General features: G+C 66.6%; 14 protein-coding genes and 2 rRNA genes (1 of these 16 running past the window's edge). 10 read left to right on the top strand and 6 right to left on the bottom strand.

Annotated elements, in window-relative coordinates:
- Together FQS62_RS21930 and rrf are read left to right on the top strand one after the other, a co-directional pair.
- Positions 1 to 1,265, top strand: a 23S ribosomal RNA gene (locus FQS62_RS21930) (it extends 1,616 nt beyond the left edge of the window).
- Positions 1,266 to 1,391: 126 nt separating this feature from the next.
- Positions 1,392 to 1,506 (top strand): 5S ribosomal RNA (rrf, locus tag FQS62_RS21925).
- A 420-nt stretch (positions 1,507 to 1,926) separates the two neighbouring features.
- Here rrf and FQS62_RS21920 read toward each other — a convergent pair.
- The 3 genes from FQS62_RS21920 to hemH form a co-directional block, all read right to left on the bottom strand.
- Complete coding sequence (locus tag FQS62_RS21920) at positions 1,927 to 4,032, bottom strand: methyl-accepting chemotaxis protein (protein WP_208043325.1); 2,106 nt, start codon at positions 4,030 to 4,032, stop codon at positions 1,927 to 1,929.
- Between the two features lie 290 nt (positions 4,033 to 4,322).
- Positions 4,323 to 5,177: an alpha/beta fold hydrolase gene (locus tag FQS62_RS21915; RefSeq protein WP_088480920.1), complete on the bottom strand. Its 855-nt coding sequence runs from the start codon at positions 5,175 to 5,177 to the stop codon at positions 4,323 to 4,325.
- Positions 5,174 to 6,136: a ferrochelatase gene (gene hemH, locus FQS62_RS21910; protein WP_164159232.1), complete on the bottom strand. Its 963-nt coding sequence runs from the start codon at positions 6,134 to 6,136 to the stop codon at positions 5,174 to 5,176. The genes FQS62_RS21915 and hemH overlap by 4 nt, the downstream gene beginning before the upstream one ends.
- A gap of 165 nt (positions 6,137 to 6,301) precedes the next feature.
- Here hemH and FQS62_RS21905 point away from each other — a divergent pair, with 165 nt between their 5' ends.
- The 4 genes from FQS62_RS21905 (at position 6,302) to tatC (ending at position 8,721) form a co-directional block, all read left to right on the top strand.
- On the top strand, positions 6,302 to 7,195 hold the full coding sequence (locus FQS62_RS21905; protein WP_049443856.1) for a lipid-binding SYLF domain-containing protein: 894 nt from the start codon (positions 6,302 to 6,304) through the stop codon (positions 7,193 to 7,195).
- A gap of 75 nt (positions 7,196 to 7,270) precedes the next feature.
- The gene (tatA, locus tag FQS62_RS21900; protein ID WP_005420453.1) at positions 7,271 to 7,498 is read left to right on the top strand and encodes a Sec-independent protein translocase subunit TatA; all 228 of its coding nucleotides are present in this window, start codon (positions 7,271 to 7,273) and stop codon (positions 7,496 to 7,498) included.
- A gap of 15 nt (positions 7,499 to 7,513) precedes the next feature.
- On the top strand, positions 7,514 to 7,975 hold the full coding sequence (gene tatB, locus FQS62_RS21895; protein ID WP_208043324.1) for a Sec-independent protein translocase protein TatB: 462 nt from the start codon (positions 7,514 to 7,516) through the stop codon (positions 7,973 to 7,975).
- The gene (gene tatC / locus FQS62_RS21890; RefSeq protein ID WP_005411675.1) at positions 7,972 to 8,721 is read left to right on the top strand and encodes a twin-arginine translocase subunit TatC; all 750 of its coding nucleotides are present in this window, start codon (positions 7,972 to 7,974) and stop codon (positions 8,719 to 8,721) included. The genes tatB and tatC overlap by 4 nt, the downstream gene beginning before the upstream one ends.
- A 77-nt stretch (positions 8,722 to 8,798) precedes the next feature.
- On the opposite strand, the gene FQS62_RS21885 is transcribed toward tatC, so the two are convergent.
- The 3 genes from FQS62_RS21885 to FQS62_RS21875 are packed head-to-tail and all read right to left on the bottom strand — an operon-like array spanning position 8,799 to position 12,314.
- A complete protein-coding gene (locus tag FQS62_RS21885) occupies positions 8,799 to 9,710 on the bottom strand; it encodes a BPSS1780 family membrane protein (protein ID WP_049443851.1) in 912 nt (303 codons plus the stop codon).
- Positions 9,711 to 9,760: 50 nt separating this feature from the next.
- On the bottom strand, positions 9,761 to 10,507 hold the full coding sequence (locus FQS62_RS21880; RefSeq protein WP_049443849.1) for a glutamine amidotransferase: 747 nt from the start codon (positions 10,505 to 10,507) through the stop codon (positions 9,761 to 9,763).
- Entirely contained in the window at positions 10,479 to 12,314 is a 1,836-nt protein-coding gene (locus tag FQS62_RS21875; protein WP_049443847.1) for a GspE/PulE family protein, read from the bottom strand. The genes FQS62_RS21880 and FQS62_RS21875 overlap by 29 nt, the downstream gene beginning before the upstream one ends.
- 83 nt (positions 12,315 to 12,397) lie before the next feature.
- Here FQS62_RS21875 and glyQ point away from each other — a divergent pair, with 83 nt between their 5' ends.
- The 4 genes from glyQ (at position 12,398) to FQS62_RS21855 (ending at position 21,372) form a co-directional block, all read left to right on the top strand.
- The gene (gene glyQ, locus FQS62_RS21870) at positions 12,398 to 13,309 is read left to right on the top strand and encodes a glycine--tRNA ligase subunit alpha (protein ID WP_006403404.1); all 912 of its coding nucleotides are present in this window, start codon (positions 12,398 to 12,400) and stop codon (positions 13,307 to 13,309) included.
- Between the two features lie 72 nt (positions 13,310 to 13,381).
- A complete protein-coding gene (glyS, locus tag FQS62_RS21865; protein ID WP_049443844.1) occupies positions 13,382 to 15,457 on the top strand; it encodes a glycine--tRNA ligase subunit beta in 2,076 nt (691 codons plus the stop codon).
- A 264-nt stretch (positions 15,458 to 15,721) separates the two neighbouring features.
- Positions 15,722 to 17,518 (top strand): autotransporter assembly complex protein TamA, encoded by a 1,797-nt coding sequence (locus FQS62_RS21860; protein WP_080392815.1) that lies wholly within the window; start codon positions 15,722 to 15,724, stop codon positions 17,516 to 17,518.
- Complete coding sequence (locus FQS62_RS21855; protein ID WP_107380753.1) at positions 17,515 to 21,372, top strand: translocation/assembly module TamB domain-containing protein; 3,858 nt, start codon at positions 17,515 to 17,517, stop codon at positions 21,370 to 21,372. The genes FQS62_RS21860 and FQS62_RS21855 overlap by 4 nt, the downstream gene beginning before the upstream one ends.
- The last annotated feature ends 66 nt before the right edge of the window (positions 21,373 to 21,438 follow it).

Raw genomic sequence — 21,438 nt, 5'->3', positions numbered from 1 at the left:
TCTCAGGCGCTTGAGAGAACTCGGGTGAAGGAACTAGGCAACATGGCACCGTAACTTCGGGAGAAGGTGCACCCTTTTTTGGTGGCTCGTGCGAGCTATAGCTGAAGAGGGTCGCAGTAACCAGGCCGCTGCGACTGTTTATCAAAAACACAGCACTCTGCAAACACGAAAGTGGACGTATAGGGTGTGACGCCTGCCCGGTGCTGGAAGGTTAATTGATGGGGTCAGCCGCAAGGCGAAGCTCTTGATCGAAGCCCCAGTAAACGGCGGCCGTAACTATAACGGTCCTAAGGTAGCGAAATTCCTTGTCGGGTAAGTTCCGACCTGCACGAATGGCGTAACGACAGCGGCGCTGTCTCCACCCGAGACTCAGTGAAATTGAAATCGCTGTGAAGATGCAGCGTTCCCGTGGCAAGACGGAAAGACCCCGTGAACCTTTACTATAGCTTTACACTGAACGTTGAGTTCGTCTGTGTAGGATAGGTGGGAGGCTATGAAACTGTGGCGCTAGCTGCAGTGGAGCCATCCTTGAAATACCACCCTGTCGTGCTTGACGTTCTAACCTGGGCCCATTATCTGGGTCGGGGACCGTGTATGGTGGGTAGTTTGACTGGGGCGGTCTCCTCCTAAAGAGTAACGGAGGAGCTCGAAGGTACGCTCAGCGCGGTCGGACATCGCGCACTGTGTGCAAAGGCATAAGCGTGCTTGACTGCAAGATCGACGGATCAAGCAGGTAGGAAACTAGGACTTAGTGATCCGGTGGTTCTGTATGGAAGGGCCATCGCTCAACGGATAAAAGGTACTCCGGGGATAACAGGCTGATACCGCCCAAGAGTTCATATCGACGGCGGTGTTTGGCACCTCGATGTCGGCTCATCACATCCTGGGGCTGTAGTCGGTCCCAAGGGTATGGCTGTTCGCCATTTAAAGTGGTACGCGAGCTGGGTTCAGAACGTCGTGAGACAGTTCGGTCCCTATCTGCCATGGGCGTTGGAGATTTGAGAGGGGCTGCTCCTAGTACGAGAGGACCGGAGTGGACGAACCTCTGGTGTTCCGGTTGTCACGCCAGTGGCATTGCCGGGTAGCTATGTTCGGAAGCGATAACCGCTGAAAGCATCTAAGCGGGAAGCGCGCCTCAAGATGAGATCTCCCGGGGCACAAGCCCCCTGAAGGAACCATGTAGACTACGTGGTTGATAGGTCAGGTGTGTAAGTACAGCAATGTATTGAGCTAACTGATACTAATGATCCGAGAGGCTTGACCATATAACCTCAAGTTGCCTTGGCTTTACGACAACGTCGTAAGTGCATCCAAGTGCACGCTACGTCACAAGAACTATGCGAGGCTGGCGCCTTGTCCCTCAGGGACGAGTGCGACTCTCCAAAAGCCTCCCTGGTGAAATTAGCGCTGTGGAACCACCCGATCCCATCCCGAACTCGGAAGTGAAACGCAGCTGCGCCGATGGTAGTGTGGCTCAAGCCATGCGAGAGTAGGTCATCGCCAGGGTTTATACCCAAAACCCCGCTGCTCACGCAGCGGGGTTTTTCTTTGTGCGCAGGAAATGCGGATAGCGCCGGCCACGGGCCGGTCACCCGATGGCATTACATCGGCCGGTAGATCCACGCCATGCGTGGATGCCCCCTGCGAGTAGCCACGGCGCAAACCAAGCGTGGCCACTACCAACAGCAGGCCCGCACGGCGATCGTTTGCCGGGTAGATCTACGCGATGCGTGGATGCTCTCAGGGCGGGACCCAGGCGCCAACCAAGGTTGGCAGCTACCCATCGTTTGCCGGCCAGCGGCCGGCACTACCCGTAGATCCGCGCCGTGCAGGGATGCTCTCTGCGTGACCCATCACGCAGATCACGCATAAAAAGACGGCGCCCTGCGGGCGCCGTCCTGATCAGACTCGAATGAAAGGCCCGGGTCAGGCGGCCTGCGAGACCTCGTGCGGTTCCTGCTGGCGGAATACCGAGACTGCTTCGGTCAGCGTCCCCGCCTGCGACTGCAGCTCACGTGCGGCAGCGGTGGCTTCTTCCACCAGCGCCGCGTTCTGCTGCGTGGCCTGATCCATCTGCACCACGGTCTGGTTGATCTGCTCGATACCGATCGACTGCTCCTGCGACGCTGCAGAGATCTCGCGCATCAGGTGGCTGACATCCTCCACGCCGCCGACAATGCCCTGCATGCGCTGGCCGGCGTCGGCCACCAGCTGGGCACCTTCACCCACCTGCCGGCCTGCTTCGTCGATCAGCTTCTTGATCTCCTGTGCGGCCGCCGCCGAACGCTGTGCCAGCACGCGTACTTCGCTGGCCACCACGGCAAAGCCTCGGCCCTGCTCGCCGGCGCGCGACGCCTCCACCGCTGCGTTCAACGCCAGGATATTGGTCTGGAAGGCAATGCCATCGATGACGCCGGTGATGTCGCCGATCCGCTTCGAGGCGCCTTCGATGGCCTGCATGGTATCGACCACCCGCTGCATGGCCGTATTGCCGTCACTGGCAGCGCTCTGCGTGGAGGCCGCCAATGCACTGGCCTCACGCGCATGGGCGGCGTTCTGGCGCACGGTGGCGGTCAGTTCCTCCATCGATGCTGCGGTCTCCTGCAGGTGCGCCGCCTGGCGCTCGCTGCGCTCGGACAACGCGCCGTTGCCGGCGGCAATCTCGCTGGCGGCGGTACTGATCGACGCCGCACATTCCTGGATGCGACCGACCATGCGTGCCAACTGCCCGGCCGTGGCATTGGCATCGCGCTGGATGGCAGCGAAGGCGCCGTGATACTCCCCGCGCATGCGCCGATCCAGATCGCCGTTGGCCAGTGCCGAGAGCATCTGCCGCACGTCGTTGACGGTGCTGCCGAGCGTATCGAGCAGCTGGTTGATGCCACCGGTCAGCCCATCGAGGAAGCTGACACCTTCAGTGGCCTGCAGGCGCTGGTCGAGGTCACCGGCCGCTGCCGCTGCGACGATGCCGGCCACGGCGTTCTCCAGCGCGAGCTCATGGGTGCGGTCATGCCACTCCACGGCGAAGCCCAGGCGCACGCCCTGCGCGTCGAACACCGGGGTGACCACCTGCGCGAAATGTACCGGGCCGATCTGCACCTTGCCGTTGTGCGTGACCTGCAGACCGTTGAGGATCGCGCGGATGCGGTCCGGGTTGGCGTGGAAGCGATGGATGCTGCTGCCGACCAGGCGCTCGGCGTCGAAATCGGGGAAGGCCTGTCGCAACGTCGCCTGCTGGTTGCGCAGCAGTGCCACCACCGAGCGGTTCACATAGCGGATCACATGGTCGTTGTCGGCGATCATCATCGCGGTGCGCGAGGCATCCAGCGCCTGGCGGATCTGCGCGTTCTCGGCATGCGACGCGGCCTCGCGTCCACGCTGGGCCTGCACGTGGCGCGCAGTGTCGGCCAGGGCGTGAGCCAGTGAACCCGGCGCATAGGCGCCGGTATCGGCATGCGCGCCAAGATCGGCACCGGTGGCGATGTCGCGTGCCAGCGCAGCAAGCCGACGCGGGCCGTGACCCAGAGCCTCGGTCTGCTGCCGAAGGCGCAGTGCGACCTGGCCGAGGAACAGGGTCAGGGCCGCGAACATGCCGGCCTGCAGCAACGTTGGCCATAGCGCGGCATCACCCTGCAACGGTGCCAGCAGGGCGAGCGTACCGACGCCACCGGCCAGCCACACCGGAAGGCGATCGCGGTGCCCCAGCAGCACGCCCAGCAACAGCGCAATCGGCAATGCCGGTGACAGGCTGACGATCGCGCACAACACGGCTAGCTGCAGCGACAACAGCAGTGCCAGACCGTTGCGGGCGACGGCCCGGCCTGCCTGCAGTCCGCCCAACCAGGCGGCTGGCAGCACGGCGACGGACGCCAACGCGGCGGCCTGCACCTGCGGACCACGCAGGGCCAGCACCAGGCCAGCCAGGGCCAGTGCCGCGCTGCCGATCAGCAGGCGGCGGTCAGCGTGGCGGGCGAGCTGCTGCAGATGCGGCAGGCGGGCGGTATCGGGGGGGCGGGAGGATGCAACGGACATCGGCGACTCCTGGATCAGCAAACGACAACGGCCACGCCGCGGCGCACGCAGGAGTGCGTGACCAGGGCGCGAGCCGGGAATTCAGGGAATGCGACGCGATCAGCGACGCGGAGACGGGACACCGTGGCCACATCCTGTGGGTGACGGTGCAGCAGAGCGGGCATGCGGACTTCCTTGCAGAACCAGACACACGCCGCAGGCCCGACCGGACCTGCGCGCTGCGGACGCAGGGGCCCGCAACTGATGTATCGGCCGCAGACGCGCGGAGTGAAGCGCGCCGGTGCCTTCGCTCAGCCCGCGTTGTCGTTGTTGAAGAAGCGCAGGATCACGTCTGCGATCTGTTCCGGATCTTCCATGTGCAGGTGATGGTTGCCGGCAAACACCGCAAGACGGCCATCGCGCAGATGCCGCAGGCGATCGCTGCGCATCGGTTCGGGATAGTACGACTGTGCCGGCGTGGCATAGATCACCTGCGTCGGGCAGGCGATGGCCTGCAGCAGGTTGTCGATCTGGCCTTCGCTGAGGCGGATCGCAGTGGGCAGCATCAGGCGCGGGTCGCTGCACCAGCGGTAGCCGCCTTCGACCGGCTCCACGCCGCGCTCGACCAGCAGCCGTGCACAGCGCTCGCTGAGCTGGTTGGTCATCATCCGCGCGCGGATCGGCGCGGCGAGGTCGGGGAACACGCGGAGCTGCTTGCGCGCCAGCCCACGCGTGGCATTCACATGCTCGCGCAGGCGGTTGGCGGTCTCTTCTTCGGGACCACGCAGGCCGCCGAGTGCTTCGATCGCCACCAGCCGTTCCACCCGGTCGCTGACCGAGGCGGTGAGGCTGGCGATGCCGGCGCCCATCGAATGGCCGAGCAGGCTGAAACGGTCCCAGCCCAGCGCATCGGCCACATCGAGCACGTGGCAGATCGCGGCGGCCGTGGTGTAGCTGGCACCGGCCGGCAGATGCGCGCTGTGGCCATGACCGGGCAGGTCGATCGCCACCAATTGCAGCGACGACAGATGCGGCGCCAGCGGCACGAAGCTGGCCGCGTTGTCGAGCCAGCCGTGCAGGGCCAGCACGCGCGGACCATCGCCGTGATTGCGCAGGCCGGCGACGCGCGCGCCACCGACCTCCAGTTCAAACGGTTGCAGACTCATGCCAGCGAGGCCACGGCCAGCCGCGCCAGGGCGCGAGCGTGTTCCGGCTCGGCGTTGAGGCAGGGGATGTAGCGCATCGTCGCGCCGCGCTCGGCCAGCGTTTCGGTGAAGCCCATGGCGACCTCTTCCAGCGTCTCCAGGCAATCGGTGGCGAAGCCGGGGCACACCACGTCGATCTGCTTCACGCCGGATTCGGCCAGCGCCCACAGGCTGGGCTCGGCATACGGCTGCAGCCAGCGCTCGCGGCCGAAACGCGACTGGTAACCCATCTGCCAATCGTCCCTGCCCAGGCCCAGTGCCTTGGCGATGGCCTGCGCACTGGCTTCGCAGCGCTGCGGATACGGATCGCCGGCATCGGCCAGGCGCTGCGGGATGCCGTGGAAGGAGAACATCAGTTTCTGACCGCGACCGTGCTGTTCCCAGTAGCGGCGGATCGAGCCGGCAACGGCGTCGACCCAGCCCGGATCGACCGAATAGTCGCGCACCAGGCTCACCGTCACGCCCGGATTGCGGCGCTGCCAGGCATCGACGCGATCTTCGACCGAGGCGGTGGTGGTGGTGGAGTACTGCGGATACAGCGGCAGTACCACGATGCGGCGCGCACCGTCGGCCGCCAGGCGGTCGAGCTCGCTGGCCAGCGCCGGTTCGCCGTAGCGCATTGCATGGCGAACCTTCAGGGTCGGCAACAGCGCTTGCATGGCCTGGGCCAGCTGGCGCGTATGCACCATCAGCGGAGACCCTTCCGGTAGCCAGACCTGGGCGTACTTGGCCGCTGAACGGCTGCTGCGCAGCGGCAGGATCAGTCCGCGCAGCAGCGGCTGCCACAGCAGTGGCGGGATCGCGACCACGCGGCGGTCGGACAGGAATTCAGCCAGGTAACGGCGTACGGCGGGGGCCGTCGGCGTCTCGGGCGTGCCTAGGTTGACCGCCAGCACGGCGGTATCGGGTGCGTCGAGCATGGGGTGCATTGTCGCCGATCCGGTGTCGCGCCGGGATGCAGGGTTCGGATTGCAGGCATAGCGGGCATCTATGTGAGCGGGGAGCGCTCATTGGCGATTCATGACAACACTACTAATTTCAGTCACTTGCTATATCTTCCTATGGACTGACTTCTGGAGCCTGCCATGCGTCGCCCGATCCAAGCCCTGCTGATCGCCGCCAGCCTGCTGTCCAGCCAGGCCATGGCCGGACCGCAGGAAGACCAGCGTGCGCGCAATGCCGTGCGCGTGCTGGCTGAAATCCAGGAAATCCCTGAACAGGGCATTCCGGATAAATTGCTCGACGAAGGCCGCGCGGTCATCGTCATTCCCGATACGATCAAGGCCGGTCTGGTCATTGGCGGACGTCGTGGCCACGGCCTGATGTCGGTGCGCATGCCCAACGGCGCCTGGTCCAACCCGGTATTCGTGAAGCTCACGGGCGGCAGCATCGGCTTCCAGGCCGGCGTGCAGTCTTCCGACGTGGTGCTGGTGTTCCGCAACGACCGCAGCCTGGACAATCTGGTCAACGGCAAGTTCACGCTGGGCGCCGATGCCGGTGTCGCCGCCGGCCCGGTCGGCCGCAATGCTGCCGCTGCCACCGACGGCCAGCTGAAGGCCGAGATCTGGTCCTGGTCGCGCGCCCGCGGCCTGTTCGCCGGCGTCGCGCTGGATGGTGCGGTGCTGCAGATCGACGATGCCGCCAATCTGGACGCCTACGGCAGCAACACCACGCCGCGCATGATCTTCGAAGGTCGCGCCGTCGGTTCGCCGTCGATGGACGTGGTCGCCTTCCGCGATCGCCTGGAAGAGGCTACCTACGCCGCCCGCAACAACCGCAACGGCAATGGTGGCAACGCGGCGCGTCCGGCGCCGGTCCCGGCGGCAGCTCCTGCGCCTGTTCAGGCAGCGCCGGCCGCCCCCGCCGAAGCCACCACAGCACCGCTGCAGAACGTGCCGCAGACCCCACCGCCGCAGCAGCAGGGCTTCCAGCCGGTCAACGACGGCGAAATCCGCACGGAAACGCTGGGCGGAAACTGACTTTCGTCACGCGCGCCGGCTAACACCCGGTGCGCTATGCTCGACAGCCTGATCACTAACGTAACGAGCGTCTTTATGGGCAGTTTCAGCATCTGGCATTGGTTGGTCGTGCTGGCCATCGTCCTGCTGGTGTTCGGCACCAAGCGCCTGACCAGCGGCGCCAAGGACCTCGGTTCGGCGGTCAAGGAATTCAAGAAGGGCATGCGCGACGAAGACAAGCCGAACGCGCAGCTGGGCGATGAGTCGCGCAGCCAGGACGCCTCGCGCACCGCGCAGGACGAGCACGACCGTAACGCTCGCTGATCCGGAGCGGTCGCGGTGTTTGATATCGGCTTCAGCGAACTGCTGGTGATTGCAGTGGTCGCCCTGGTGGTGCTCGGTCCCGAGCGCCTGCCCAAGGCGGCCCGCTTCGCCGGCCTGTGGGTGCGTCGTGCCCGCAATCAGTGGGATTCGGTGAAACAGGAACTGGAACGCGAACTGCAGGCCGAGGACATCAAGCGGCAGATGCAGGACGTACGCCAGGGCATGCAGGACACCGAGAACCAGCTGCGTGCCAGCGGTGAAGCGATCCGTCGCGAAGCGCAGGAGGCGCAGCAGCAGGGCGATACGCTGGCGCAGGAGGTACGTTCACCGGCACCTGCGGATCTGCCGCCGCACATGGGTGCCGCGCCCGACGCGGTTGAACCGACGCAGGACGGTGGTGCCGCCGAGCCGGTTTCCGCTGCGCCCGCTGAAGCCGGTACGCCGCCGCCGGCGCAGAGCACGGAGCGCCAGCCATGAGTGAACAGGATTTCGGCGAAAGCTCGCTGGTCGAACATCTGGTGGAACTGCGCGGCCGCCTGGTGCGCGCGTTGCTGGGCCTGGGCGTGGTACTGCTGGCGCTGCTGCCGTTCACCCAGAAGCTCTACAACGCATTGGCCGAACCGCTGGTCTCGCAGCTGCCGAACGGGCAGACGATGATCGCCACCAACCCGGCCGGCGCCTTCTTCGCACCGCTGAAACTGACCTTCTTCGTCGCCCTGTTCGTGGCGGTGCCGTGGCTGCTGTACCAGTTGTGGGCGTTTGTCGCTCCGGGCCTGTATGCGCGTGAGAAGCGCCTGGCGGTGCCGCTGCTGGTGTCATCGGTGCTGCTGTTCTACACCGGTTGCGCCTTCGCCTACTTCCTGGTGCTGCCGGCGGTGTTCCACTTCCTCACCACCTTCAGCCCGGACGTGATCGCGATTACCCCGGATGCGAATGCCTACCTGGATTTCGTGCTGGCGATCTTCTTCGCCTTCGGCGGCAGCTTCGAACTGCCGGTGGCGATGGTGATCCTGGTGCTGCTGGGCTGGGTGACGCCGCAGCAGTTCAAGGAAGGCCGCGGTTACGCGATCGTCGGCATCTTCGTGCTGGCCGCAGTGCTCACCCCGCCGGACGTGGTCTCGCAGCTGATGCTGGCGATTCCGATGTGCCTGCTCTACGAGCTGGGCATCCACGCCGCACGCTGGCTGGTGCCGTCGTCGGTAGTGAAGAAGCCCGCTGCCTGAAAAAAGGGGACGGAGGGGATTAAGTCGTTTGTGCCACTGTGCGGCTAACGACTTAATCCCCTCCGTCCCCTTTTTCGTCAGGCGTGGAACACGTCGCTCGAGGTTGGCGTGGACGGAATCGGAGGCGCTGCGCGGCTGCCGCGGTGCACGAACATCTGCTTCCACGCGGCGTAGACCGCGCCGACATACAGCGGCATCAGCACCGTGGTCAGCACCAGCTGGGCGATGAAGGCCGCAGCCAGCGGGCCGCCGACCAGCATCGCGATCTGGATCACGATCACGAACAGGATGTACATGCAGAACGCAGCGATCAGGCCGAGCGCTGCGAAAACGATCATCGCGCCGATGTTCTCGATGCAGCCCTGCAGGCTCAGGCGCAGCGCGTGCATGCCGCTCTGCTTGTCGAACACCACCAGCGCCGGCTGGGTGAACATTGCCAGCGACAGCGCCACCGCGCTCAGGAATACCAGCAGCATCCACAGCGCGATGCGCTTGGCCGGCAGGTTGGCGACCAGCGCGGCGGCATCGTCCGGCTTGATCTGCTGGCCACTGCGGCTGATCTCTTCCATCTTGGTCATGACCTCGCTGAAGGCGGTGAAGCCCTCGCGGCCGATCATCAGGAACAGCAGCGCGCCCAGCAGCAGTACCGCCAGCACCTGGATCGCCAGCGGCACCAGCAGGTGGCTGACGCGGTGGTCGCGGATCGGCTGCAGCAGGTGCGAGGCCAGGCCCGGGCGGCCTTCGTCGATCTCGCCCACGGCGTACAACATGCCGCCGAACATGATCGGCGAGATGGCCAGGGTCATCAGCTGCACGGCCATGCCGGCAGCGCCGGGAATCAGCGTCGACAGCAGAGTCACCACCCAGCTCACCAGCAGCCAGGCCAGGCCGATCCGGGCCAGCTGCAGCGGCGCGCGCCGGTACAGCGAGAACGTATCCAGCAACCACTGGGCGCCCGCCGAAGCCGGCAGCTTGCGAATCTCTTTCATGGACATCCGGGAAGGACAGGAGGGGGCCGGGCGGCTGCCCGTGCCGCCGATTATCCCTGTTTTGCCACCGGCTGGGCTGAAGACAGCCGCGCCTGGCGGACGAAGCGGCGCAACAGCTGGCGGGCCAGCGGTGCGGCGCTGACCGCGCGCTCGATGCTGCGGGCGCAGCCGCCGTGGCGACCGATGCAGTCGGCGCGGGCGCGTACGTAGCCGCGCATGTGGTGGGTGGCGAACTCCGGATGGAACTGCACGCCCCAGGCCTGGCGGCCCCAGCGGAAGGCGTGGCAGCCATCCAGCGGTGAGCGTGCCAGCACTTCGGCGCCGTCGGGTGCGCGCAGCACGGTCTGCAGGTGGGTGGCGTGAGCGGCGAAGTGCTGCGGCAGGCCCTGGAACAGCGGGTCCTGCGCGGCCTGCGGCTGCAGTTCCAACTCGATCGTGCCGGACTCACGGCCGGCCGGGTTGTAGGCCACCTCGCCTCCCAGCGCGTGCGCCAGCAGCTGGTGGCCGTAGCAGATGCCGAACACCGGCAGGTCCGCGTGGGCGGTCTGGCGCAGCCATGCGGCGCTGCGCTCGCTCCATTCGGCGTGGTCGGTGACGAAGGCGGCCGAGCCGGTCACCAGTACGCCAGCGAAGGCATGCGGGTCGGGCAGGGCGCCACCGTGTTCGACATCAACCACCACCGTCTCGTGTTCTTCCAGCCCGGCGGCGACGCGGATCCAGTGCGGAAAGCGCCCGTAGCGGCGCAGCGACGGTACCGGGCGGCCGGTTTCAAGAATCAGGAACGGGGCTGGGTTCATCCGGGGGCGGCAGGACTGACAGGACTTCCTCGATTGTAGTCAGCCCCTGCGCCACCTTTTCAAGCCCGGCCTGGCGCAGGGTTCGCAGCCCTTCAGCCCGTGCGGCCCGGCTGAAACCGGCCAGATCCATGTCGGCGCGGATCTGCCCGCGCAGCCGCGAGCCCAATGGCAGCAACTCATACAGGCCGATGCGGCCAAGGAATCCGGTGCGCCGGCACTCCAGGCAACCGACCGGCCGACAGGGCGTGGCGGCATCTGGATATGCAGCATGGCTATCAGCCAGCACCGCCCAATCGGCGGCGCCGAGGCTGTGTGGCTGCTTGCAGTGCGGGCACAGCGTGCGCACCAGGCGCTGGGCGAGGATGCCGTTGAGGGTGCTGGCCAGCAGGTAGTGCGGTACGCCCAGGTCGAGCAGGCGGGTGACCGCCGAGGGCGCGTCATTGGTATGCAGCGTGGACAGCACCAGGTGGCCGGTCAGTGAGGCCTGCACCGCCATCTGTGCGGTCTCCAGGTCGCGGATCTCGCCGATCATGATGATGTCCGGGTCCTGCCGCAGCAGAGTGCGCACGCCGCTGGCGAAGTCCAGGTCGATGTTGGTCTGCACCTGCATCTGGTTGAACTCGGGCGCGATCATCTCGATCGGGTCCTCCACCGTGCACACGTTCACGTCCGGCGTGGCCAGCCGCTTCAGCGTGGAATACAGGGTGGTGGTCTTGCCCGAGCCGGTCGGGCCGGTCACCAGCACAATGCCATGCGGGCGCTCGACCAGCGCATTCCAGCCGGCCGCCTCCTGCGGGCTGAAACCGAGCTGGTCGATGCTCTTGAAGGCGGCATCGGGGTCGAAGATGCGCATCACGCACTTCTCGCCGAATGCGGTAGGCATGGTCGACAGGCGCATCTCGACCTCGCGGCCGCCCGGCGAGCGGGTCTTGATGCGGCCGTCCTGCGGGCGCCGGCGCTCGGCCAGGTCCATCCGGCCAAGCACCTTGATACGGCTGACCACGGCGGTCATCACCGCCGGTGGCACCTCAAACACCTTGTGCAGCACGCCGTCGATGCGGAAGCGCATGCGCCCCATCTCGCGGCGCGGTTCCAGGTGGATGTCCGAGGCGCGTTGCTCATAGGCGTACTGCAGCAGCCAGTCGACGATGTGCACGATGTGCTGGTCGTCGGCATTGACGTCGCCGGTGCGGCCCAGCTCCACCAGCTGCTCGAAGCTGGGCAGGGTGGTATTGGCCTCGCCACGCACGTCGCCACGGGCGCCGCGTACCGAGCGGGTCACCCCGTAGAACTCCATGGTGTAGCGATGCAGGTCCAGCGGGTTGACCACCGCCAGCTCGATGCGGCGCCGGGTCAGGTGCTGCAGGTCGCGGCGCCATTCCTGCACCAGGGGCTCGCTGGTGGCCACCAGCACGCGCTCGGCATCCACCGCCAACGGCAGGAAACGGTGGCGGCGCGCGTAGGCGTGGGACACCAGCGCGGTCACCGCAGCGACGTCCACCCGGGTCGGGTCGATGCGCAGGTAGCGGCTGCCGGTACGCTGCGCCAGCCATTCGGTGAGACGTTCCAGGGTCAGCTCGCCACCGCCGTTGGCGGCCAGCTTGAGGTTGGACAGCAGCACCAGCGGGTGCACTTCGCTGGCGTTGCGCGCGCCCTGTGCGGAAAACCGCATGCGTTCGCGGTCCTGTTCGGCCACCCGGCCATCGGCGACCACGGCTGCGGCAATCTGCTCGAACTGCAGCCGTCCCCAGGGCAGCGCGACGCCGCCCGCTTCGCCGGGCGTGCCGACCGGCAGCCGATGTTCCATCTGCCTGCTCCTCCCGGGTACGGAATGCCCCGCAGGTCGGCCGTTATACTAACGCACCCCCTTGCCGGCCAAGACTCGTACGCATGTCCGCGACCCCGACCGTTCCGATCACCTTCCAGGGCCTGATCCAGACCCTGAACCAGTTCTGGGCCCAGCAGGGCTGCGTGCTCATCCAGCCGCTCGACCTGGAGGTGGGCGCCGGTACCTTCCACCCGGCCACCTTCCTGCGTGCGATCGGTCCGGAAAGCTGGAATGCGGCCTACGTGCAGCCCTCGCGCCGCCCGACCGACGGCCGCTACGGCGAGAACCCGAACCGCCTGCAGCGCTACTACCAGTACCAGGTGGCGATGAAGCCTGCGCCGGACAACATCCAGCAGCTGTACCTGGATTCGCTGAAGGCACTGGGCATCGACCCGCTGGTGCACGACCTGCGCTTCGTCGAGGACAACTGGGAATCGCCGACGCTGGGCGCTTGGGGCCTGGGCTGGGAAGTCTGGCTCAATGGCATGGAAGTGACCCAGTTCACCTACTTCCAGCAGGCCGGTGGCCTGGAATGCCGCCCGGTGCTGGGCGAGATCACCTACGGTCTCGAGCGCCTGTGCATGTACCTGCAGAACTGCGACAACGTCTATGACCTGGTCTGGACCTACGGCCCGGACGGCCAGCCGGTGACCTACGGTGACGTCTACCACCAGAACGAGGTGGAGCAGAGCACCTACAACTTCGAATACGCCGACGTGGAAGAGATGTTCCACCGTTTCGACGCCTGCGAGCGTGAAGCGCAGAAGCTGGTGGAAGTGAACCTGCCGCTGCCGGCCTACGAGCAGGTGATGAAGGCCAGCCACACCTTCAACCTGCTCGATGCGCGCCGCGCGATCAGCGTGACCGAGCGCCAGCGCTACATCCTGCGCGTGCGCGCGCTGGCCCAGGCGGTGGCCAAGGCGTACTACGAGCAGCGCGAGAAGCTGGGCTTCCCGGGCGCGAAGAAGGCCTGACGGCCGCTCTCCCCCCTTACTCCGGGGCGCCGGACGCGTCGCGCGCTGCGCCCCCACCACAGGATTGAAACGATGAGCCAACTGTCCCCCCTGCTGATCGAACTGGGCACCGAGGAGCTGCCGGTCAAGGCGCTGCCGGGCCTGGCCCAGGCGTTCTTCGACGGTGTCGTCGAAGGCCTGCGCAAGCGCGGCGTCGCGCTGGAACTGGGTGATGCACGCCCGCTGTCGACCCCGCGCCGCCTGGCCGTGCTGCTGCCGGGCGTTGGCCTGGAACAGCCGGAACAGCACAGCGAAGTGCTGGGCCCGTACCTGAACATCGCGCTGGACGCCGAAGGCCAGCCGACCAAGGCCCTGCAGGGCTTTGCCGCCAAGGCCGGGATCGACTGGACCGCGCTGGAGAAGACCACCGACAACAAGGGTGAGCGCTTCGTGCACCGTGCGGTGACCCCGGGCGCGACCACCGCCAGCCTGCTGCCGGAGATCCTGCGCGAGGCGATTGCGGCGATGCCGATTCCCAAGCCGATGCGCTGGGGTGACCACGCGTGGGGCTTCGCCCGCCCGGCGCACTGGCTGGTGCTGCTGCACGGTGCCAACGTGGTCGAAGCCGAGCTGTTCGGCCTGCAGGCTGGCCGCGTCAGCCGTGGCCATCGCTTCCACCACGACCAGGCCGTGTCGCTGGCGCAGCCGCAGGACTACGTTGAAGCGCTGCGCGCCGCGTTCGTGCTGGTCGACCCGAGCGAGCGCCGCGCGCGCATCGTCGCCGAGGTCGAGGCCGCTGCGGCCAAGGCCGGTGGCAGCGCCCGCATCACCGACGACAACCTGGAGCAGGTGGTGAACCTGGTCGAGTGGCCGTCGGCGGTGCTGTGCAGCTTCGAACGTGCGTTCCTGGCCGTGCCGCAGGAAGCGCTGATCGAGACGATGGAAATCAACCAGAAGTTCTTCCCGGTGCTGGATGACAGCGGCAGGCTGACCGAGCAGTTCATCGGCATCGCCAACATCGAATCGAAGGACGTGGCCGAAGTGGCCAAGGGCTACGAGCGCGTGATCCGCCCGCGCTTCGCCGATGCCAAGTTCTTCTTCGACGAGGACCTGAAGCAGGGCCTGGTATCGATGGGCGAGGGCCTGAAGACGGTGACCTACCAGGCCAAGCTGGGCAGCGTGGCCGACAAGGTGGCGCGCGTGGCCGCCCTGGCCGAAGTGATCGCGCCGCAGGTCGGCGCCGATCCGGCGCAGGCCAGGCGCGCCGCCGAGCTGGCCAAGAACGACCTGCAGTCGCGCATGGTCAACGAATTCCCGGAACTGCAGGGCATCGCGGGTCGCCACTACGCTGTGACCGGTGGTGAATCGGCCGATGTGGCGCTGGCCATCGACGAGGCCTACCAGCCGCGCTTCGGCGGCGATGACATCGCGCTCTCGCCGCTGGGCAAGGTGCTGGCCATTGCTGAACGCGTCGACACGCTGGCCGGCGGTTTCGCCGCGGGCCTGAAGCCGACCGGCAACAAGGACCCGTTCGCCCTGCGCCGCAACGCGCTGGGCCTGGCCCGCACGATCATCGAAAGCGGCTTCGAGCTGGACCTGCGCGCGCTGCTGGCCAGCGCCAACGCCGGCCTGGCCGCGCGCAACGTGCAGGCCGACATCGGCGAACTGTACGACTTCATCCTCGACCGCCTGAAGGGCTACTACGCTGACAAGGGCGTGCCGGCCACGCACTTCAACGCCGTGGCCGAGCTGAAGCCGGCCTCGCTGTACGACTTCGACCGCCGCCTGGATGCGATCGGCACCTTCGCCGCGCTGCCGGAAGCCGAAGCACTGGCTGCGGCCAACAAGCGCATCCGCAACATCCTGCGCAAGGCCGAAGGCGACATTCCGGCCCAGATCGACCCGGCACTGCTGCAGGAAGATGCCGAGCGCGCGCTGGCCGAGGCGGTCACCGCGGCCATCGACGACACCGGCGCCAGCCTGCAGCACAAGGACTACGTAGCGGTGCTGGCACGCCTGGCCCGCCTGCGTCCGCAGGTTGATGCCTTCTTCGATGGCGTGATGGTCAATGCGGAAGATCCGGCGCTGCGTGGCAACCGCCTGGCGCTGCTGACGATGCTGGGCGAGCGCCTGGGCAAGGTCGCGGCGATCGAGCATCTGTCGAGCTGAGATGTGGTGCCAAGCAAGCTTGGCACCCACCGGTAGTGCCGGCCGCTGGCCGGCATTGCCACCGATCTGTGGGTTGCCGGCCAGCGGCCGGCACTACCGGAACATCGCCGGCGATGTCCATCGGGGTCATTGCCGGCATCGCGCACGATGCCGGCATCCTCGGCTGCGATCACGATGATCGCCACAACGGCGCGTATTTTGACCGCCACTTAACAACCGATCCCCAATGACGTGATGCATTTCGCATCGTCACCTTCGGTCGGTATGCTGTGCCGCATGCAGCCAAAGAAATACGCCCTGCCGCTGATGGTCCTGTCGCTGGCCGCCACCACCGTGGCCCACGCGCGCGGCACCATCGACAAGGTGGACATCAAGGGATTGGACAAGGGCGACGACGCCGCAATCATCGAGAACATCCAGGAATCGCTGTCGCTGTACGACACGATCGGCAAGGAACAGGGCGAATCCCGCCTGGAATACCTGCTGTCACAGGCCGAGCGGCAGACCCGCCAGGCACTGGAACCGTTCGGGTACTACAACCCGGTGATCAAGGTCGAGGCGCCGCGCGAGGACGAGCACGTGCGCGTGCTGATCCACGTTGACAAGGGCACCCCGGTCACCGTGCGCCGCGAGCACATCGATATCACCGGCCCGGCGATGTATGACCAGTACCTGCAGGACGACCTGGCCGCGTTCAAGCCGCGCAAGGGCCAGCGCTTCGTGCATACCCAGTACGAAGCCAGCAAGATCACCATCACCCGCCGCCTGGCCGAGCGTGGTTACTTCGACGCCGACTACACCCAGCGCCAGGTGCAGATCACCCGCGCCGACAATGCGGCCGACATCGACCTGACCTGGGACAGTGGCCGCCGCTACAACATGGGCCCGGTGCGCTTCGAGCAGGATTACTTCGTCGACAAGCTGTTCGATCCGCTGGTGTACTGGGACCAGGGCAGCTACTACCACGAGGGCAAGCTGGATCGCCTGCGGCAGTCGCTGACCAAGCTGGACTATTTCAGCGTGATTGATATCCAGCCGCGTCCGGACCAGGCCGACGAAAACGGCGACGTGCCGGTGGACGTGAAGCTGACCCGCGCCAAACGCACCATCTACACCGCCGGTCTGAGCTACGGCAGTGAGAGCGGCCCGGGTGTGCGTGGCGGCATCGAGCGGCGGTTCCTGAACAACCGCGGCCACAAGATGAACACGCAGCTGGACTACGCGCAGAAGCGCAAGAGCCTGGTCACCAGCTACCGCATTCCTGCGTTCAACTGGCTCGATGGCTGGTACACCTTTGCCGCCAGCGCCTATGACGAGCAGACCGACTACATCGACCTGCGCAACTTCAAGCTGATTGCCAGCCGCAGCGGCGAGATCAACGAGCACTGGACCGCGATCGCCTCCATCAACGCGCTGCGCGAGCGCTGGCGCTACGCCTCCGGCACCGAGTTCACCAGTGCGGTGTACAACACCTCGACGCTGGTCTACCCGCAGATGGTTGCCGACTACGTCAACGTCGATGACGAGATGTTCCCGCGCAAGGGCATCAGCGGTACGGCGACGATGCGTGCCGGCGTTGAAGGTGCCGGCTCGGACACCAGCTTCGTGCAGGCCAACGCCGTGCTGCGCTGGTACATCCCGGTGGGTGAAAGCAACCGCCTGATCCTGCGCGGCGAAGGGGGCACCACCTGGACCAGCGATCTGGTGGCGATGCCGCCCAGCCTGCGCTACTTCGCCGGTGGTGACCGCAGCATCCGCGGCTATGCCTACCGCGAGGTGGGGCCGCGGACCCCGGCGCCAGACAAGTACGCGCTCGGTGCCAAGAACCTGGTGATCGGCTCGGCCGAGTACGAGCATTATTTCAATGGCGGCCCCTGGGGTGCGGCGGTGTTCGTCGATACCGGCAGCGCCTTCGACAACACCATTGATCTGCACACCGGCGTCGGCTTCGGCGTGCGCTGGAAATCGCCGGTGGGCCCGGTGCGCATCGACGTGGCGCACGGCCTGAACAATCCGGACTCGCAGTTCCAGCTGTACCTGAACATCGGAGCGGACCTGTGAGCACGCCCGCACCGACCCCGAACACGCCGCCACCGCGCGTGCGTTTCTATCGCCGCCGCCGCTTCTGGGCATGGTCCGGCATCGGCGTGATCGGCCTGGTACTGCTGGCCCTGCTGGCGGTCTACTGGCTGCTGCAGACCGTGGCCGGCCGTGATGTGCTGCTGGCACAGGTGGTCGCACGGCTGCCGGTGGGCGCCAGCTTCACCTGGGACAAGGTGGACGGCCCGGTGGCCGGCCCGCTGACCCTGTACAACGTCGACTTCCGCTACGACGACATCCATTTCCACGCCGAGCGCGCGCACCTGGAGCCGGACCTGCGCCCGCTGCTGGGTCGCAAGCTGCTGCTGGACAAGCTGGAGCTGACCAACGCGACGCTGAACCTGGCCAAGAGTGACGAGCCGTTCAAGCTGCCGTCGTGGCCCGATTCGCTGCCGCAGATCGAGATGCCGTTGGCGATCCAGGCCGACGTCATCGCCATTGATGGCTTCCGCATCAGCCAGGCCAACGAGCCTGTGATCGACATCAGCCGCGTGCGTGGTGGCATCGAGATCGCCAATGGTGAGTTCCAGGCGCACAAGCTGGTGGTGGACAGCGACATGGGCAACTTCACCGCCCAGGGCCGCTACATCCCGGCCAAGGACTACGACACCGATGTGACCGTCACCGCGGTGCTGCCTGCTCCACGTGGGCGTACCGCCGCCACTCTGGGTCTGGTCGCGCGCGGTGACCTGTCGCACATGGAAGTGGCGGTGGCCGGGCGTGCGCCGAAGCCGCTGCATGCCATGCTGGTGTTCGACGGCCGCACCGATCCGAGCTGGAATGCCAGCATCCGCAGTGACGAACTGGATCTTTCGCTGTTGTCGCCGGCATTGGCCAGCTCGGCGATCGCGCCGCTGGCGCTGGACTTCACCGCTGCCGGCAAGGGCGGCAACGCCAACCTGCGAGGCAAAGTGAAGCAGGGCGATCAGGAACTGGAGCTGGCACCGTCGGTGGTGTCGTTGCAGGACCAGGTACTGAAGGTCTCGCCGCTGCTGGTGAAGGGCCTTGGTGGCGAAGCCCGGCTGGAGGGCACCGCCGATTTCAGTCAGGAAGACCAGCAGAAGCTCAACTTCTCGGTGGTCGCCCATGATCTGACCTACGTACCGGCACCTGATCCGAACACCGCCGGCAGCGCGCCGGTGCCGGTCACCCTGAAGGAAGCACGCTTCGGTCTGGCCGGTACCCTGAAGGCCTGGGCGGCGATCGGCCGCGCCGAGGTCGAGCGCGAGGCGCAGAAGGCGCAGCTGCAATTCGATGTGCGCGGCAACGATCAGGCCGCGTCGATTCACCAGCTGCAGGCGCAGACGCCGGGTGGCCAGCTGCAGGTGGAAGGCCAGGTGGCCTGGGCACCGCAGCTGGACTGGGATGCCAAGGCCACGCTGAAAGATTTCGACCCCGGCTATTTCGTGCCGGGCTGGAACGGTCGTCTGTCCGGCAACCTGGCCTCCAAGGGACGCCAGCTGCCGCCGCCGGCAAACGCGCCGCCGGGTACCGCCGGCACGCTGGAAGCCACCGTCGATCTGCCGTCGCTGAAGGGTGTGCTGCGCCAGCGCAATCTCGACGCGCAGGGCAAGTTCGCGCTGCAGGGCGCGCAGGGCGAGGGCAATCTGAAACTGTCGCTGGGCAGCAGCCGGGTGACCGCTTCGGGCAAGGTCGGTGATCGCCTCGACATCGATGCGCGTTTCGAGCCGCTGCAGCTGAGCGATCTGCTGCCGGGCGCCGATGGCGGCCTGCGTGGCCAGGTACAGGTGAAGGGACCGCGCGATGCGCCGGACATCACCGCCGACCTGGTCGGCAGCAACCTCAACTGGGACGGCTACGGCGCCGAGAGCGTGAGCATCAAGGGCCACCTGCCGTGGCGCGGCGACAGTGGCACGCTGGCGATCCAGGGCCAGCAGGTCAACGCCGGCATGCTGCTGGAACGCTTGAACGTGGATGCGCAGGGCAGTGTGTCCAACCTGCGCCTGGCGGCGCAGACCCGCAACGAGATGGGCGCGATCGAGCTGCAGGGCAGCGTCCGCCAGCAGGGCGCGCAGTGGCGCGGCGAGCTGGCAGCGCTGCGCATCGCACCGGTGAAGGGCGATGCCTGGTCGCTGCGTGCACCGGCGGCGTTCGCGATCAACGGCAGCACTTACACGCTGTCCGAAGCCTGCCTGGCCGCCGCCAGCAGCGGTGCGCTGTGTGCACAGGCCAACTGGCCACGCGAGGGCCTGGTGGTGCGCAGTGATGCGCTGCCGCTGGCGCTGGTGCAGCCGTGGTTGCCGCCGCAGTCCGGCCGTCGCATCTATCTGCGTGGCGATGTCAGCCTGGACGCCCAGATCCGCCCGCGCGGCAATGCCTGGGAAGGCCATGTGGAAGTGCGCTCGAAGGAAGGCGGCGTGCGCCTGGGCGAGAACCGCAACACCGTGGGCGATACCACCCGTGGCGAACTGGTACGCTATGACCAGTTCTCGCTGAAGCTCGACATGACCCCGGCGAGCATCAAGGGCTATCTGGGCATGGGCTTCCAGGGCAACGGCTTCGTCGACGCGAAGATGCAGACCGGCTGGGAAGCGAGTGCGCCGCTGAACGGCGAGCTCTACCTCAACATGTCACGGCTGTACTGGCTGGAGCTGTTCTCGCCGGACATCGTGCGCCCGACCGGCCTGATCGAAGGCCACGTCAGCCTGCGCGGCACGCGCGGCCAGCCGTCGCTGGGCGGTGATGCGCAGCTGAGCAACTTCAAGGGCGAGTTCCCGGCGCTGGGCCTGACCTTTGACCAGGGCAAGGGCAGCTTCGTCGCCCAGCCCGATGGTTCGGCCAAGATCACTGCGCAGGCCAACTCGGGTCAGGGCACGCTCTATGTCGACGGTGGCCTGTCGTGGTTCGGTGATGCACAGCCGCTGCAGCTGAAGATCCATGGCGAGAACGTGCTGCTGTCCAACACCAGCGAGCTGCGCATCGTCGCCAATCCCAACCTCGACTTCACCCTGGCCAAGGCGGCGATGGAGCTGCGTGGCACCGTGCACGTGCCCGAAGCGGACATCGACATCGAGCGGCTTGACCGCGGCACCTCGGTGTCCGAAGACGTGGTGGTGCTGGACCCGGCCGATCCGGAAGAGTCGCGCACTTCGCCGCTGGATATGGACCTGGTGGTCAGCCTTGGTGACAAGGTGAAGATGACCGGTTTCGGCCTGAAGGGCGCGCTGACCGGCAAGATGCAGGTCTGGGCCAAGCCTGGCCGCGAAATGACCGCCAATGGTGGCCTGGAAGTAAGTGGTCGCTACAAGGCGTACGGGCAGGACCTGACCATCACCCGTGGCAACCTCACCTGGAACTACAACGCGGTGTCCGACCCGCGCGTCAACATCCGCGCCGAGCGCCGGATCGGTGATGTCACCGCCGGCATCGACGTGACCGGGCGTGCGCAGCAACCGCGTGCGGACGTGTGGTCCGATCCGGCGATGTCGCAGTCCGAAGCACTGGCCTACCTGGTGCTGGGCCGCAGCCTGACCGGCGCCAGCAGCGACCAGGCACAGCAGGTGAACGCGGCGTCGGCTGCGTTGTCGGCGGGCAGCGGGCTGCTGGCCTCGCAGCTGGGTGCCAAGCTGGGCCTGGACGATGCCGGCGTAAGCCAGTCGCGCGCGCTGGGCGGCTCGGTGATCGGTGTCGGCAAGTACATCTCGCCCAAGCTGTACGTCGGCTACGGCGTGTCGCTGGTCGGTGCCGGTTCGGTGATTACGCTGAAGTACCTGCTGCGTCGTGGCTTCGACGTGGAAGTGGAGTCGAGCACGGTGGAAAACCGTGGTTCGATCAACTGGCGGCGGGAGAAATAATCCGCCGTGGCATCCCAGTAGAGCCGAGCCATGCTCGGCTTGAGCGCGCAGCGTGGGATGGTGGGG

It is taken from the genome of Stenotrophomonas sp. SBJS02 (genome assembly GCF_020428325.2).
Taxonomy (GTDB): Bacteria; Pseudomonadota; Gammaproteobacteria; order Xanthomonadales; family Xanthomonadaceae; genus Stenotrophomonas; species Stenotrophomonas africana.
The sequence above is the reverse complement of the archived record's forward strand: the minus strand, read 5'-3'. Positions and strand labels throughout refer to the sequence as shown.